The 14,463-nt window shown below is 74.3% G+C and carries 14 protein-coding genes; 8 read left to right on the forward strand and 6 right to left on the reverse strand.

Translation table 11 applies throughout. The features are described 5' to 3' along the window. The first annotated feature begins 36 nt into the window (after nt 1-36). Together ACIBTX_RS07075 and ACIBTX_RS07080 are read left to right on the forward strand one after the other, a co-directional pair. Nucleotides 37-1,263: a cysteine desulfurase-like protein gene (locus tag ACIBTX_RS07075; protein ID WP_357119678.1), complete on the forward strand. Its 1,227-nt coding sequence runs from the start codon at nt 37-39 to the stop codon at nt 1,261-1,263. After that, nucleotides 1,260-1,550, forward strand: coding sequence for a GNAT family N-acetyltransferase (locus ACIBTX_RS07080; RefSeq protein ID WP_357119681.1), 291 nt, complete (start codon nt 1,260-1,262; stop codon nt 1,548-1,550). Before ACIBTX_RS07075 ends, ACIBTX_RS07080 begins: the two co-directional genes overlap by 4 nt. 2 nt (nt 1,551-1,552) lie before the next feature. On the opposite strand, the gene ACIBTX_RS07085 is transcribed toward ACIBTX_RS07080, so the two are convergent. Beyond that, the gene (locus ACIBTX_RS07085; RefSeq protein ID WP_396832168.1) at nt 1,553-3,046 is read right to left on the reverse strand and encodes a glycoside hydrolase family 3 protein; all 1,494 of its coding nucleotides are present in this window, start codon (nt 3,044-3,046) and stop codon (nt 1,553-1,555) included. A 210-nt stretch (nt 3,047-3,256) separates the two neighbouring features. Between ACIBTX_RS07085 and ACIBTX_RS07090 the strand changes: the two genes are divergently transcribed. The 4 genes from ACIBTX_RS07090 (at nt 3,257) to ACIBTX_RS07105 (ending at nt 6,717) form a co-directional block, all read left to right on the forward strand. Further along, nucleotides 3,257-3,382 (forward strand): hypothetical protein, encoded by a 126-nt coding sequence (locus ACIBTX_RS07090; RefSeq protein ID WP_355053401.1) that lies wholly within the window; start codon nt 3,257-3,259, stop codon nt 3,380-3,382. 89 nt (nt 3,383-3,471) lie between these two features. Beyond that, nucleotides 3,472-4,422 (forward strand): TIGR03557 family F420-dependent LLM class oxidoreductase, encoded by a 951-nt coding sequence (locus ACIBTX_RS07095; protein WP_396832169.1) that lies wholly within the window; start codon nt 3,472-3,474, stop codon nt 4,420-4,422. 74 nt (nt 4,423-4,496) lie between these two features. Continuing rightward, nucleotides 4,497-6,128 carry an ATP-dependent DNA helicase RecQ gene (locus ACIBTX_RS07100; protein WP_357173456.1) on the forward strand — a complete coding sequence of 544 codons (1,632 nt, stop codon included), beginning with the start codon at nt 4,497-4,499 and terminating at the stop codon, nt 6,126-6,128. 85 nt (nt 6,129-6,213) lie between these two features. After that, complete coding sequence (locus ACIBTX_RS07105; protein WP_355053404.1) at nt 6,214-6,717, forward strand: hypothetical protein; 504 nt, start codon at nt 6,214-6,216, stop codon at nt 6,715-6,717. On the opposite strand, the gene ACIBTX_RS07110 is transcribed toward ACIBTX_RS07105, so the two are convergent. Then, nucleotides 6,707-8,296: an MFS transporter gene (locus tag ACIBTX_RS07110; protein WP_357119694.1), complete on the reverse strand. Its 1,590-nt coding sequence runs from the start codon at nt 8,294-8,296 to the stop codon at nt 6,707-6,709. The two genes, ACIBTX_RS07105 and ACIBTX_RS07110, sit on opposite strands and share 11 nt — an antisense overlap. Nucleotides 8,297-8,375: 79 nt before the next feature. On the opposite strand from ACIBTX_RS07110, the gene ACIBTX_RS07115 reads away from it, so the two are divergent. Next, nucleotides 8,376-9,137, forward strand: coding sequence for a TetR/AcrR family transcriptional regulator (locus tag ACIBTX_RS07115; protein ID WP_357119698.1), 762 nt, complete (start codon nt 8,376-8,378; stop codon nt 9,135-9,137). Between the two features lie 10 nt (nt 9,138-9,147). Then, nucleotides 9,148-10,176, forward strand: a complete 1,029-nt coding sequence (locus ACIBTX_RS07120) for a helix-turn-helix domain-containing protein (protein WP_357119701.1) — start codon at nt 9,148-9,150, stop codon at nt 10,174-10,176. Nucleotides 10,177-10,344: 168 nt separating this feature from the next. Here ACIBTX_RS07120 and ACIBTX_RS07125 read toward each other — a convergent pair whose 3' ends face one another. The 4 genes from ACIBTX_RS07125 to ACIBTX_RS07140 are packed head-to-tail and all read right to left on the reverse strand — an operon-like array spanning nt 10,345 to nt 14,462. Next, nucleotides 10,345-11,328 (reverse strand): DNA topoisomerase IB, encoded by a 984-nt coding sequence (locus ACIBTX_RS07125; protein ID WP_357119704.1) that lies wholly within the window; start codon nt 11,326-11,328, stop codon nt 10,345-10,347. Then, the gene (locus tag ACIBTX_RS07130) at nt 11,312-12,265 is read right to left on the reverse strand and encodes a glycosyltransferase family 9 protein (RefSeq protein WP_357120753.1); all 954 of its coding nucleotides are present in this window, start codon (nt 12,263-12,265) and stop codon (nt 11,312-11,314) included. Before ACIBTX_RS07130 ends, ACIBTX_RS07125 begins: the two co-directional genes overlap by 17 nt. Next, nucleotides 12,262-12,963: an SDR family oxidoreductase gene (locus ACIBTX_RS07135; RefSeq protein ID WP_396832170.1), complete on the reverse strand. Its 702-nt coding sequence runs from the start codon at nt 12,961-12,963 to the stop codon at nt 12,262-12,264. Before ACIBTX_RS07135 ends, ACIBTX_RS07130 begins: the two co-directional genes overlap by 4 nt. Further along, a complete protein-coding gene (locus tag ACIBTX_RS07140; protein ID WP_363661007.1) occupies nt 12,960-14,462 on the reverse strand; it encodes a PfkB family carbohydrate kinase in 1,503 nt (500 codons plus the stop codon). Before ACIBTX_RS07140 ends, ACIBTX_RS07135 begins: the two co-directional genes overlap by 4 nt. Nucleotide 14,463 lies beyond the last annotated feature (1 nt).

Here is a 14,463-nt window from a genome sequence, read left to right on the forward strand (position 1 = left end):
GGCGAGCGTGGCCGGCGTCCCGGCTAGGGTCCGGGCATGGCCTTCGACATCGCCCGTACCCGGGCCGCCTATCCCGCCCTGACCGAGGGCTTCGTCCACTTCGACGGCGCCGGGGGCACGCAGACCGCGGCCGGCGTGATCGACGCGGTCACCGACGCCATGCGCGCCGCCGTCGGCAATCGCAGCGCCGCCTTCACGCCCGGTCGTCGGTCGCTGGAGATGGTGGCGCAGGCCCGATCGGCGGTCGCCGACCTGCTCGGGGCCGAGCCGGACGGGGTGGTGCTCGGGCCGAGCGCCACCGCGCTGACGTACACCCTGGCCCGTACCCTCGGCGCGACCTGGCGGCCCGGCGACCAGGTGGTGGTGTCCCGGCTCGACCACGACGCCAACGTGCGCCCGTGGGTGCAGGCCGCCGAGGCGGCCGGCGCGACGGTGCGCTGGGCCGAGTTCGACCGGCACACCGGCGAGCTGCCCAGCGGCCAGTACGCCGACCTGGTGGGCGAGCGGACCCGGCTGGTGGCGGTGACCGCCGGCAGCAACGCCATCGGCACCGTGCCGGACGTGCCGGCGATCGCCAAGATCGCACACTCGGTCGGGGCGTTGGTCTGCGTGGACGGCGTGCATTCCGTGCCGCACGGTCCGACCGACCTGACGTCGCTCGGCGCGGACGTGCTGGTCACCAGCGCGTACAAGTGGTCCGGGCCGCACCTGGCCGCGATGGTGGCCGACCCGAGCCGGTGGGCGGCGTTGCGCCCGGCGAAGCTGGTGCCGTCCGCCGACGCCGCGCCGGACCGTTTCGAGTACGGCACACCGAGCTTCCCGCTGCTGGCCGGCGTGACGGCCGCCGTGGATCACCTGGCCGCCCTGGACCCGGACGCGACCGGCGACCGCCGGGCGCGGCTGCGGTCCGGGTTGGCCGCCGCCCAGGCCCACGAGGAGGCGCTGCTGGATCGGCTGCTCGCCGGTCTCGCCGCGCGGCCCGCCGTCACGGTCTACGGCTCGCCGGCCCGGCGCTGCCCGACCGTCTCCTTCCGGGTCGCCGGGCTGTCGCCGCAGCAGACCCAGCAGGCGCTGGGCGATGCCGGGTTCTGCCTGTCGGCCGGCGACTACTACGCCTACGAGTACTTCCAGACGATGGGTCTGCGCGACAGCGGCGGCGCGGTGCGGGCCAGCATCTACCACTACAACACGGTGGACGAGGTGGACCGGTTGCTCGCCGAACTCGACGTGCTTGCCGCCGGGGCTGGGACAATGGCCCGGTGAGCACCCTCGTCGAGGACAATCCCGCCAAGAACCGATTCGAGATCCTGGTCGACGACGCGTTGGCCGGCTTCACCGCCTACCTGCAGCGTGGCGACGACGTGCTGGTCTTCACGCACACCCAGGTGGACCCGGGCTTCCAGGGCAAGGGCGTCGGCGGCGCGCTGATCCGCGGCACCCTCGACCAGGTGCGGGCCCGGGGTGGGCGGGTGGTGCCGCAGTGCCCGTTCGTGGCGGCGTTCATCGACAAGCATCCCGAGTACGCCGACCTGGTCGCCGAGCAACCGTAGCGTCAGCGGGTCCGGCCGGTCAGCACCTCGGCGGCGGCCCGCCCGCTGGCCCGGGTGGCGCCGTGGGTGGCCAGGTGCACCGCCCCGACGACCAGCGCGGGCACACCCAGCTCGACCACGACCGCGTCCGGCCGATTGGCGAGCGCTCGCCGCACCGCCGCCTGCATCCAGTCGTGCCGGTGCAGGTCACGGACGACCAGCACCAGCGGGTGGTCCCCGGCGTCGGCTCCCGGGTCGGCGGGCACGTCGGGCTCGGCGTGGCGGACCGTCGTCGTGCCGGGCAGCAGTTCGCCCAACGGCTCGCCGATGCCCCACGGGGTCTCCGCGCCGATGGCGATGTTGCGCGGCGGCTCGAACTCGACCACGTGGGCGGCGCGGGTCAGGGGCAGCGCGACCGGGGCGTCCGGGCCGGTGCTGATCCGGACGGCCCGGCGGGCGGCGACCAGCCCGACGTCGGTGGCCCGGTGGGTGAGGCTCGGGCGGGCGGCGCGGGCGGCCACCGTCCAGGCGGCGAGCTGGCCGACCCGCTTGGCGGCCTCGGCGAGGCGTTCCTCGGGCAGCTCACCGGAGACGACGGCGGCCACGATGGCGTCGCGCAGTTCCCGGGCGGCGTCCTCGTCGCTGCGCTCGCCACCGACGCAGATGGCGTCGGCCCCGGCCGCGAGCGCCCGCACGGCCGCGCCCGCGAAGCCGTACCGGTCGGCGACCGCGCGCATCTCCACGGCGTCGGTCACGACCACGCCGGAGAAGCCCAACTCGTCGCGGAGCAGCCCGCCCAGGATGCGCTGGCTCAGCGTGGCCGGCAGGTCCGCGTCGAGCGCGGGCACGAGCAGGTGGCCGGTCATCACCGCCTGCGCGCCGGCCGCCACCGCCGCCCGGAACGGGGCCAGCTCGCAGGCGTCCAGGCGGGCCCGGTCGGCGGTGATGCGCGGCAGGTCGTGGTGGGAGTCGACGCGGGTGTCGCCGTGCCCGGGGAAGTGCTTGGCGCAGGCGGCCACGCCGCCACCCTGGAGGCCACGGATCCAGGCGGCGGTGTGCCGCGCGACGAGCGCCGGGTCGGCCCCGAACGAGCGGACGCCGATCACCGGGTTGGCCGGGTTGGAGTTGACGTCGGCGTCCGGGGCGTAGTCGAGGGTCACCCCGGCCGCCGCCAGCTCGATGCCGAGGTCGAGGGCGACGGCCTCGGTCAGCGCCGGGTCGTCGACCGCGCCGAGGGCGTAGTTACCCGGCCGGGAGCTGCCCCGGGCGGACTCGATCCGGGTGACGTCGCCGGCTTCCTCGTCGATCGCCACGATGACGTCCGGCCGTTCGGCGCGCAGCGTCGCGGTGAGCGCCGCCACCTGGGCGGTGTCGACGACGTTGCGGGCGAACAGCACCACCGAGCCGAGCCCTTCGCCGAGCCAGCGGCACACCCAGGGCGGCGGCGTGGTGCCGACGAAACCGGGTTGCAGGACGGCGGCTGCCAACGTCGGAAGGTGCCCGGCCGGCGCGGTCACGCCGTCGCCTCGGAACGGTCGACGTTTCCCGCCGGCGCGGTGACGCCGACCCGCTGGTTGCGCTCGCTCATGCGGCCCCGTACCCCATCTCTCGCGCGCCCTCGGCGCACCGCCCTGGGCAGGCGGTGCTGCCATGGTCACACCGAGCGATTCAATAGTCAATAAACCTTACAGTTGCCCGATGGGACCCTTCCCCGGAAGAGTGCGGGGATGGACACCGCCCCGCTGGCCGACGCCACGAGCCCGGCCGACATCCCCGGCGTACGCCTGCTCGGCCTGGTGGTCGGCGCTCTGCTGCTGCTCGCCGCGATCCGGGCCATGTTCGGTCGACGCTGAGGCGATCGGGCCCCGACCCGCCGGTGTGGCCCGCCGCGACCGGGGTACGGCTCTCCCCGACAGCAGGACCGCGCGCCGAAGGGGAAGCCATGAAGATCGGATATTTTCTGTCCAGTGAGGAGTACCCGCCGGCCGAGCTGCTGGCGCAGGCCCGCGGCGCCGAGGCGGCCGGCTTCGAGGCACTGTGGATCTCCGACCACTACCATCCCTGGGTCGACGCGCAGGGGCAGAGCCCCTTCGTCTGGTCGATGATCGGCGCGCTCAGCCAGGTCTGCGCGCTGCCGGTGACCACGGCGGTGACCTGCCCGACCGTACGGATCCACCCGGCCGTGATCGCCCAGGCGGCGGCGACCAGCGCGGTGCTGCACGGCGGCCGGTTCGTGCTCGGCGTCGGCACCGGCGAGGCGCTCAACGAGCACATCTTCGGCGACGCCTGGCCCTCCGCCGACGTGCGGCTGGAGATGCTCGAAGAGTCCGTCGAGGTCATCCGCGAGCTGTGGCGGGGCGACTTCGTCAACCACCGGGGCACGCACTACACGGTGGAGAACGCCCGGGTCTACACGCTGCCGGACACCCCGCCGTCGATCTACGTCTCCGGGTTCGGGCCGAAGGCCGTCGACCTGGCCGCCCGCATCGGCGACGGCTACGTGAGCACCATGCCCGACGGCGACCTGGTCCGGCGCTTCCGGGAGAACGGCGGCGGCGACAAGCCGTGCCAGGCCGGGTTCAAGGCGGCGTACGCGGCCAGCGAGGAAGAGGGCGCACGGATCGCGTACGAGCGCTGGCCCAACGCGGGCGTGCCGGGCGAGCTGTCGCAGGTGCTGCCCTCGCCGCGCCACTTCGAACAGGCCTCCGAGCTGGTCACGCAGGACATGGTGCGGGAGTCGTTCGTCTGCGGCAACAGCGCCGACGCGCACCTGGAGATGATCGACAAGTACGCCAAGGCCGGCTTCGACGAGCTGTACGTGGCCAACACCGGCCCGCACTTCCAGGGCCTGTTCGACCTCTACCAGCGCGAGGTCCTGCCCCGCCTACGGTGAGACCTGACGCACCCGAGCCCATGATCGCAACGGAGTGTTTCGGTGGTCATGGGCTCGGGTACCTCCGGCCCTCGATGAAACTGTCCACGCACTCGATGACGTTGCGCCGCGCCGCGAAGAGCCTCTTCGGCTGGAAAGCGCTCCGGCCCAACCAGCTCGCCGCCATGCGCGCGGTGATGAAGCGACACGACGCCCTGGTGGTGTTGCCCACCGGGGCCGGCAAGTCGGCGATCTACCAGATCCCGGCCAGCCTGATCCCCGGCCCGACCGTGGTGATCTCTCCGCTGCTGGCCCTCCAGCAGGACCAGATCGCGGCGCTCAACGAGCGGCAACGTCCCGAGCTGCGGGCGGTACGGATCAGCTCGAACGAGTCGGCCGGCCAGCAGGCCGAGGCGATCGCCGAGATCCAGGCCGGGCGGGCCGAGTTCCTGTTCATCACCCCGGAGCAGTTGAGCAACCCGGACCGGATGGCTGAGGTCGCCGCGCTGAAGCCGGCGCTGGTCGCGATCGACGAGGCGCACTGCATCTCCGCCTGGGGGCACGACTTCCGGCCCGACTACCTGGCGCTGGGCCACCTCATCGAGGGCATCGGCCGACCGCCGGTGGTCGCGCTGACCGCCACCGCGTCCCCGCCCGTACGCGACGACATCATCGCCCGGCTGCGGCTGCGCGATCCGGAGGTGGTGGTCTCCGGGCTGGACCGGCCCAACCTCTTCCTCGAGGTGGCGCACTGCCCGACCGAGGACTACCGGTGGCGGCGGCTGATCGCCCTGCTGCGCGACGACGAACGGCCCGGGATCATCTACGTGCCGACCCGCCGCTCGGCCGAGGAGTTGGCCGAGAAGTTGACCAAGGCGGGCTTCCCGGCGCAGTTCTACCACGGTGGGATGCCCACCGGCGCGCGCAACGACCTGCACGAGGCGTTCCTCGCCGACCAGGTGCCCATCATGGTCGCCACCTCGGCGTTCGGCATGGGCATCGACAAGCCGAACATCGCCTGGGTGGTGCACACGGCGCTGCCCGACTCGCCGGACAGCTACTTCCAGGAGATCGGCCGGGCCGGGCGGGACGGGCAACCGGCCCGGGTGCTGCTGCTCTGGCGGGCCGAGGACGTGGGCCTGCAACGGTTCTTCAGCGGCGGCCTGCCGGACGAGAACGAGCTGCGGGACCTGGCCGCGCTGCTGCGCCGCAAGCCGGCCACCAAGACCGAACTGCGGGAGGCCACCGGCCTGGGACCGCGCAAGCTGGGCCAGTACCTGGCGCTGCTGGAGCAGGTGGGGGCCGCCGAGCCCCGCGCCCGCCAGCGCATCGGGGCCCCGCGCTACTCCCCCGCGCCGGTCGACGCGGCGGCGGCCGCCCTGGCCGAGGCGGAACGCCAGCAGACGGTGACGCGTTCGCGTACCGACATGATGCGGGCGTTCGCCGAGACCACCGCCTGCCGGGGGCAGACCCTGCTGGCCTACTTCGGCGAGCAGATGACCGAGGTCTGCGCGCACTGCGACAACTGCCACCGGGGTACCAGCACCGCCGACGAGGGCGCGGTCGGCCCGTTCCCGGTGCACAGTCAGGTGCGGCACGGCGAGTGGGGGCGCGGCCTGGTGCTCAGCTACGAGGACGACAAGATGACGGTCCTCTTCGACGAGGTCGGGTACAAGACCCTCTCGGTGCGCGTGGTGTCCGAGCAGGGTCTGCTGACCCTCGACTAGCCTGACCCGGGCACCACACGGGCCCGGTGGATCGACTCAAGCAGCACCGATTGACCACACAGCGCAGGGCGGAAGGGGCATTGCCGTGATCGAGCAGCCGGCGTACACCGGTTTCGGTTTCTCCGACGAGGAGTGGGGGCTGCTGGTCGGCCTGCCGCAGTCGGTGCTGACCGCGGCGAGCGCCGCCGAGTCCGACGGCACCCGCCGGACCATGGCGGAGAACGCGGCCGGTCTGGAGTCCATCGGGGCGGGCCGGGAGTCGGCCAACCCCCTCGTCGCCGCCGTGGCCGGGGAGATCGTGACCCGGGTCGGCGACCCCGAGGCCGGCGAGGAGCTGCCGGTCATCGCGCCCGCCGACCCGCAGGCGTACATCGACGACGTGCTGGTGCGGGCCCGTGAGGCGGCCGTGCTGCTGGCCGCCCGGGTGGACGAGGGCGAGGCCGGCGCGTACAAGCACTGGCTGGTGACCATCGCCGACCAGGTCGTGGGCGCGGCGTCCAGCGGCGGTCTGCTGGGCCTGGGCGGCGAGTCGGTCAGCGACTCCGAGCGGCGGTTCCGCGACCGACTCGCCCAGGTGCTCAACGACTGACCGGGGCGGCGTCCGAAAGCGACGGTTCGGTCGGCTCGGCGGCCAGCGCCGCGGGGTCGGCCGGCCGGACGCCGCGCAGCGTCAGCAGCGCGGTCACCGCGCCGAGCGCCATCGCCACCATGGCGGCGAGGGCGGCGAGGTGCAGCCCGTCGGTGAAGGCGAACCGGGCCGCGTGCAGCACCGCTTCGCCGACCTCCGCCGGCAGTCCCCGGGTCACGGCGAGCGCGCCGCCCAGGGTCTCGCCGGCCGCGTCGCGGACGCCCGTCGGCAGCCCGGCCGGCAGCTCGTCCAGAACCTCCCGGTGGTAGATCGCGGCGCCCACGCTGCCCAGGATGGCCATTCCCAGCGCGCCACCCAGTTCGCTGCTGGACTCGGTCAGCGCGGAGGCGACACCGGCCTGCTCCGGCGGGGCCGCGCCGAGCACCAGCTCGGTGACGAGCGACATCACCATCACCAGGCCGCCGGCGTACACGCTCGCGCCGACGAGCAGCAGCCAGAGCGGCGTCTCGGGGGTGACCCGGGTCAGCACCGCGAAGCCGACGACGGCGATCACGAAGCCGGCCCCGATCAGGTACGCCCGCTCGACCCGCTGGGCGAGCGCGGCGGCGGCCGGGGCGACGCCGCCGACCGCGAGCGACGGTACGAGGCTCCACAGTGCCGCCCGCAGTGGACTCAGCCCGAGCACCAGTTGGAGGTGCTGGGTGGTGAAGATGGCGAACCCGACCAGGGCGAACATCGCGAGCAGGTTGACCGCCAGCGATCCCGCGAAGCCGTGCCGGCGGAACAGCGCCAGGTCGATCATGGGGTACGCCCGGGTCCGTTGCCGGTGCAGGAAGAGCGCCCCGACCAGCAGGCCGGCTACGACGGCCAGCACCCGCGCCGCGCTGACGCCGTCGCGGGCCATCTCCTTGATGCCGTAGATCACCGGCAGCAGCGTGCCGAGCGACAGCGCCGCGCTGACCAGGTCGAAGCGGCCGCGCGCCGGGTTGCGGAACTCGGGCACCAGGACCGGGGCGAGCAGGAGCAGGAGCAGCATCGCCGGGATGTTGATCAGGAAGATGGAGCCCCACCAGAAGTGCTCCAGCAGGACGCCGCTGAGCACCGGGCCGATGGCGATGCCGCCGGTGAGCGTGGCGGTCCAGATGCCGATCGCGGTGCCGCGCTGCTTGGCGTCGTGGAACATGTTGCGCACCAGGGCGAGCGTGGAGGGCATCAGGGTGGCCCCGCCGACGCCGAGCACGGCGCGCGCGGCGATCAGGGTCGCGGCGCTGTCGGCGTACGCGGCCAGCAGGGACGCCGCCCCGAAGGCGGTCGCGCCCAGCAGCAGCAGCCGACGCCGGCCGATCCGGTCACCCAGGGCGCCCATGGTGATCAGCAGCCCGGCCAGCACGAAGCCGTAGATGTCGAAGATCCAGAGTTGCTGGGTGGCGCTGGGCCGCAGCTCCTCGCTGATGAACGGGACGGCGAAGTAGAGCACCGACACGTCCATCGAGACGAGGAGCAGCGGCAGCATCAGCACCGCGAATCCGATCCATTCCCGCCGGCCCGCTCGGGGCGCCGGTGCGGTCGTCGCTGTCATGAGAACTCCTTCTGCGTATGCCGTACGCTTTAATGCGTAGACCATACGCAGAACTAGGATGGCGGGGCAAGGAGGAAAAGTGGCGGAGACGAAAGACGACAGCGGCCCGGCGCTCCCGCCGGCCATCGAGAGCGCCTGGGGGCTGCGCGAGCGGGCGCCGAAGGGCCCCCGGCCGGGCCTCACCGTGTCCGGCATCGTCGACGCGGCCATCCGGGTCGCCGACGCCGACGGGCTGGCCGCCGTGTCGATGGGCCGGGTGGCCAAGGAGCTGGGCGCCGCCACCATGGCCCTCTACCGGCACGTCGGCTCGAAGGACGACCTGCTGACGCTCATGGTGGACGCCGGCTACGGCCCCTCACCGGGCCCGGCCGCGCCGGACGACGACTGGCGTGCCGGCCTGACCCGCTGGGCCTGGGCCGAACACGACGTCCTGCGACAGCGCCCGTGGCTGCTGCACATTCCGATCGCCGGGCCGCCCGTCACACCCCAGCAGCTCGGCTGGATGGAGGACGGGCTGGGTTGTCTCGACGGCACCCCGTTGCCGGAGGGCGCGAAGATGTCGATCCTTCTGCTGGTCACCGGATACGTGCGCAACGAGGCGATGCTCACCAACCAGATCGCCGAGGGCAGCCGGGCCGCCGGTGTCGAGCCGGGCGACATGATGCCGGCGTACGGCGCGATGCTGGCGCGACTGATCGACCCGGCCCGCTTCCCCGCGCTGACCCGGGTGCTCGACGCCGGCGTCCTCGACCAGGACGATGATCCGGACGACGAGTTCACGTTCGGCCTCGACCGGATCCTCGACGGCGTCGAGGCCCTGATCGCCCGCCGGACGGCGTGAGGGGGCGCGGGTGCTGGCCAGGAACACCATCGACACGACCGTCCTGCCGCCCGCCGAGCGGTTCGGGATGTGGCTGGACCTGGTGGCGCGCACGTCCGTGCCGTTGCGGATGGAGTCCCCGTACGCCGACGACTTCGCCGCCCGGGCCGAATTCATCGACCTCGGCGCGATCCAACTGGTCAGCTACCAGTACCCCTCACTCGATGCCACCCGCAAGCTGATCCGACAGTCGGACCCGGAGCTGTACATCCTCGCCTTCACCACCAGCGGGGTCGGCACGTCCAGCCAGGACGGTCGACGCAGCGACATCCTGGCCGGCGAGTTCACCTTCTACGACGCCTCGCGCCCGCACGACGTCTGCCACCACGCGAGCGAGCCGGGCCGGACCCGGGCCACCTCGATCACGACGGTGATCCCGCACTCCGCGCTCCCGCTGCCGCCAAAGCGGATGGCCGCGCTCTACGGCGGGCGGATGTCCGGCAGCGAGGGGCTCGGGGCGCTGCTGGCGCAGTTCCTGATCCAGGTGACCGGCCACCCCGAGCAGTACCACGCCGCCGACGCCGGCCGGCTCGGCACGGTGGGCCTCGACCTGGCCACCACCCTGCTCGGCCGGAACCTGGTCGCCGAGGACGCGGTGCCGACCGAGGTCCGCCGCCGTGCGCTGATCACCCAGGTGCAGGCGTACGTCCACCGTCACCTGGGCGACGCCACGCTGGGCCCGCAGACCATCGCGGACGCCCACCACATCTCGCTGCGGACGCTGCACCGCCTGTTCGAGGCCGAGAACACCACCGTGGCGGCGTACATCCGCGACCTTCGGCTGGCCCGGTGCCGGCGCGACCTCACCGACCCGGCGCTGCGGGCCCAGCCGGTGCAGGTCATCGCGGCACGCTGGGGGTTCGGCGACAAGGCCCACTTCAGCCGGGCGTTCCGGGCGGCGTACGGGGTGAGCCCGCAGGCGTGCCGCGACGGCGATCCGGTTACGGCACGGGACGTCAACGACCTGGCGTCCAGAGTCAACTCGGGCCAGGCAGACTGACAACCGACGCGGCAGAGGCGGCGCCCGCGTACCCGGGGCCCGCATTGGCCGCGAACGGGGGCCGTGGCGAGGCGCCCGCCGTGGCGCGCGGCGGGCGGCCGCCCGGTGTCGCCCCCGGCCGAGGCTCCGGCCCCGTCGCTTCCCCCCCAGGATCGTCGGCGGGGCCGGTCAGGCCTTCTCCAGCAGCTCCAACACGACCCGCTCGATCTCCTCGCGGGGGGCGCTCGGGTCGACCGGCACCACCACCCCGTCGTGGTAGAGGTCGACGACCCTCGGGTCCACGTAGGACGTGCGCGCCACGGTCGGGGTGTTGCCCAGCAGCTCCGCCACCGCCCGCATCACCGCGGCCACCGCCCTGCGCCGGGCGGTGACCGAGCGGGCCGGGTCGGCGGCGGCCAACTCCGCCGCCGCGCGCACCGTGGCGTGCCAGGTGCGGAAGTCCTTGGCGGTCATCTCGCCGCCGCTGGCGTCGCGCAGGTAGCCGTTGACCTCGTCGCTGCGCACGTCCCGCCACTGGAGGCCGTCCCAGTAGCCGAACAGCCGGTCCGCCCTGCGGCGACGCCGACGCAGGTTGACCAGCACCTCGCACAGCTGTGGGTCCTCGATCCGGCGCACCTGCTCGATACCGCCCTTGGCGGGGAACTCGAAGACCACGCAGTCGCCCCGGCGTCGCGCGTGCTCCGGGCGCAGGGTCGACACCCCGAACGTCGGATCGTCACCGGCCGCGTACTGGTCACTGCCGACCCGGAACATCCCCATGTCGAGCAGGCGGGCCACGGTGGCCAGCACCCGATCGCGGTTCAGTCCCCGCCCGACGAGGTCCTGCCCCACCCGCTCGCGCAACGTCGGCAGCCGTCGGGCCACCTCCAGCATGTGGTCGAACTTCGCCGCGTCCTGCTTCTCCCGCCACACCGGGTGGTAGAGGTACTGCTTGCGTCCGGCCGCGTCGACGCCGGTGGCCAGGATGTGTCCGTTCGCGTGCGGCGCGATCCACACGTCCTGCCAGGCCGGCGGGATCACCAGGTCGTTCAGCCGCGCCCGGATGGCCGGATCGCGCACGACGGCGCCGCTGGGATCGACGAAGGTCCAGCCCTTGCCGCGCCGGCGTCGCCCGTAGCCGGGCCGAGCCGGGTCGCTACGCCGTAACCGCACCGGAGACCCGCACCGCTCTCTCCACCTCGTTCACGGCAGCCAGCACCTCGTCCAGCGGCAGAGCCGTCAGTGTCGGGTGGGTTCCTACCCCGTCCCACCTGGGCCAATCCCCCTCTCCGGCCCAGAGCGCCCGGTGGCGGGGCCGGTCCGGCGGCGGCCCCCACGCCGCCGGGGGCACCGGCCCGAAGAGCACCACCGAGGCGGTCCCGTACGCGGTCGCCAGGTGCGCCACACCGGTGTCCCCGCTGACCACCAGCCGCGCGTCGGCGACCAGCGCGGCCAGCGCGCCGAGGTCGGTCCGGCCCGCCAGCACGGCGGCCGGCGGCAGACCGGACGCCTCGGCCACCCGCTCGGCCAACCCTCGTTCGTCGGCCGAGCCGGTGACCAGCACGCGGTGCCCCCGCTCCCGCAGCGTCCGGGCCAACGCCGCGAACCGCTCGGCCGGCCACCGCTTGGCGGGGACGTTGCTGCCCGGATGCAGCAGGGTCGCGCCGACCGGCAGGCCGGCCGGGTCGGGCCGGCGCAGGCCCAGGTCACGGCGGTCGGCCGGGATGTCGTACCAGGAGAGCAGCCGGCACCAACGGTCCACCTCGTGCTCGTCGTCGCGCCAGCGCGGACCGTCGCCGAACCCGGCGTCGGCGTTGGCGAAGGCGACGAGCCGCCCGGGACGGGCGGCGGCCAGCAGTCGGTGCGACTGCGGCCCACGCCCGTGCAGGTTCACCGCGATCTCCGGCGCACGGCCCGGCCGCAGCGGCCCGTCCAGCCCGGTGGTGTCCACCAGCTCGTCGACGCCGCCGACCAGGTCGACCAGCGGGGCCAGGCCGCCGGGCGCGGCGAGCGCCAGCTCGTGATCCGGGTACGCGGCCCGCAGCGCCCGCAGCGCGGGCACCGCGGTGACCAGGTCGCCGACGCCGAGGGCGCGCAGCACGAGGATCACGGGTACGACGTCTCCTGCTCGGCGCACACCACCATCTCCCGCACCGCGCAGCCGGGCGGCTGTTGGAGCGCGAACATGATCGCCGCGGCCGTGTCGGCGGGGTCGTTGAGGATGGCGTCCGGACCCGGCCTGTACTGCGGATCGCGTTCGTCGAAGAACGCGGTGCGCATGCCACCGGGGATGAGCAGGGTGACACCGACCTGACCGGCCAGCTCGGCGGCCAGCGCACGGGTGAACCCGACGACGCCGAACTTCGCCGCGCAGTACGCGGTGGCATCGCTGACCGCCTTCACGCCCAGGGTCGAGGCGACCGTGACGATGCGCCCGGCGGAGGTCTGCAGGAACGGGAGCGCGGCCCGGATCACCGCGGCCGTGGCCAGCAGGTCCACCATGATGATCCGGTCCCACGTCTCCCCCGGCACGTCGGCGAGCCGGCCCGGCACGTCCACACCGGCGGCCGTCACCACGGCGTCCAGGCCACCGGCCTGCTCGGCGAGGTGCCGGGTGGCCACCTCGGCGGCGCGGGTGTCGGCGAGGTCGCACTCGGTCCAGTCCACGCCGTCGACCGGCGGCTGCCGGTCCAGCACGAGTGGACGGCCACCGGCGGCGGCCACCGCCGCGACCACCGCCGCGCCGAGCCCGCTGGAACCGCCGGTGACCAGGACGGCGGGTCCGGCGTCGGGTCGTGTGGCGGTCATCGGGTCCGCTCCCCTGTGGTCGTGACCGGGACGGCGATGCCGACCGGCTGTGGCGGCCCGCTGTCGGTGCCGAGGGCCGGTCCGGCGGCGGCGCGCGCGATGAGGTCGCTGGTGGAGCGGCCGTCCAGGTACGGCACCACCACCGTGTTCCCGCCCCACCGACGCAGCACTTCCGCCTCGGGCAGCGTGGCCTCGTCGCCGACACCGCTCGCGTAGTCGCCGCCCTTGACCCAGACGTCCGGGCGTACCCAGGACAGCACCGCCTCGGGCGTCGGCTCGTCGAAGATGAGGACGGCGTCGACGCAGCTCAGAGCGGCCAGCAGCCGGGCGCGGTCGCCCTCGGGCAGCACGGGTCGCTGCGGCCCCTTCAACCCGGCGACGCTGGCGTCGGAGTTCACGCAGACGATCAGGCAGTCGCCGAGCTGCCGGGCGGCCTGCAGGGTGGCCAGGTGCCCGGCGTGCAACAGGTCGAAGCAGCCTCCGGTGGCCACCACCGTGCCGCCCGCGCTGCGCACCTCGGAAAGGAGCGCGGCGACGGCCGCGACACCCACCCGCTCGGCGCCGACGCCGGGCCGGCGGGCGCCGCGCACGCTCACCACGTCGGTGGGGGGCGGCAGGGCCGTGGCCACTCCCCCACCCGCCACGTACGTGGCGGCCTCGGCGACGGCCGCCTGCACCGCCTCGGAGACGAGCGCGCCCTGGGCCAGCGCGAGGCTCGCGGCGGCGGCGAAGCGGTCGCCCGCCCCGCAGGTGTCGCCCTCGGCGCTGCCCGATGTGGGCACCACCAGCGGCGTCGATCCGGCGTGGCAGAGCAACGCGCCGTCCCCGCCCAACGTCACCGCGACGGCGCCCGCCCGCCACCGGCGACGCAGCCCCTGCGCACCCTGGGAGGCGGCGGCGATCCGGGACGCGCCGGGCAGTGTCGGGACCAGTTCGCGCACCTCCGACTCGTTCGGCGTGGCCAGGTGCACGCCGGGTACCGCGGCCGGCCCGCGCGGGTGCGGGTCCCAGACGACCGGCGCGCGGGTGGCGGCCAGCGCGGCGCGCAGCGCGGGCTGGCGGGCGACGCCCCGGCCGTAGTCGCTGACCAGCACCGCCGACGCGGCGGCGAGCACCCGCAGCACCTCGTCGGAGGGCTGGCCCGGCTCACCGGAGGGGCCGCCCCGGTCGTGGCGCAGCAGCACCCGACCCCGGGCCCGCAGCCGGATCTTCTCCGGCGTCGCGCCGGCGAGGGCCAGCGGGTAGACCCGCACGCCGGCGGCGGCCAGCAGCGCGCTGAGCCGCGCGCCCCCGGCGTCGTCGGCGAGCGCGGTGACCAGCACCACGTCGGCGCCCTGCGCGGCGGCGAAGACCGCCGCGAGGCCCGCGCCGCCGGGCCGGTCGACGGCCGAGGTCTCGTCGAGCACCGGCACCGGGGAGTCCGGGCAGAGGCGGTTCACCACCCCTTCCACGTCCCGGTCGAGCAGGGTGTCCCCGACGACCACCACGGGTCCCCTCACG

The sequence above is a fragment of the Micromonospora sp. NPDC049359 genome (assembly GCF_044466585.1).
GTDB lineage: Bacteria > Actinomycetota > Actinomycetes > Mycobacteriales > Micromonosporaceae > Micromonospora.

Excerpts from the sequence above, each read along its gene's own strand:
- ACIBTX_RS07075 (WP_357119678.1), top strand. The coding sequence starts at position 37 with ATGGCCTTCGACATCGCCCGTACCCGGGCCGCCTATCCCGCCCTGACC.
- ACIBTX_RS07090 (WP_355053401.1), top strand. The coding sequence starts at position 3,257 with ATGGACACCGCCCCGCTGGCCGACGCCACGAGCCCGGCCGACATCCCC.
- ACIBTX_RS07095 (WP_396832169.1), top strand. The coding sequence starts at position 3,472 with ATGAAGATCGGATATTTTCTGTCCAGTGAGGAGTACCCGCCGGCCGAG.
- ACIBTX_RS07100 (WP_357173456.1), top strand. The coding sequence starts at position 4,497 with ATGAAACTGTCCACGCACTCGATGACGTTGCGCCGCGCCGCGAAGAGC.
- ACIBTX_RS07110 (WP_357119694.1), bottom strand. The coding sequence starts at position 8,296 with ATGACAGCGACGACCGCACCGGCGCCCCGAGCGGGCCGGCGGGAATGG.
- ACIBTX_RS07135 (WP_396832170.1), bottom strand. The coding sequence starts at position 12,963 with ATGACCGCCACACGACCCGACGCCGGACCCGCCGTCCTGGTCACCGGC.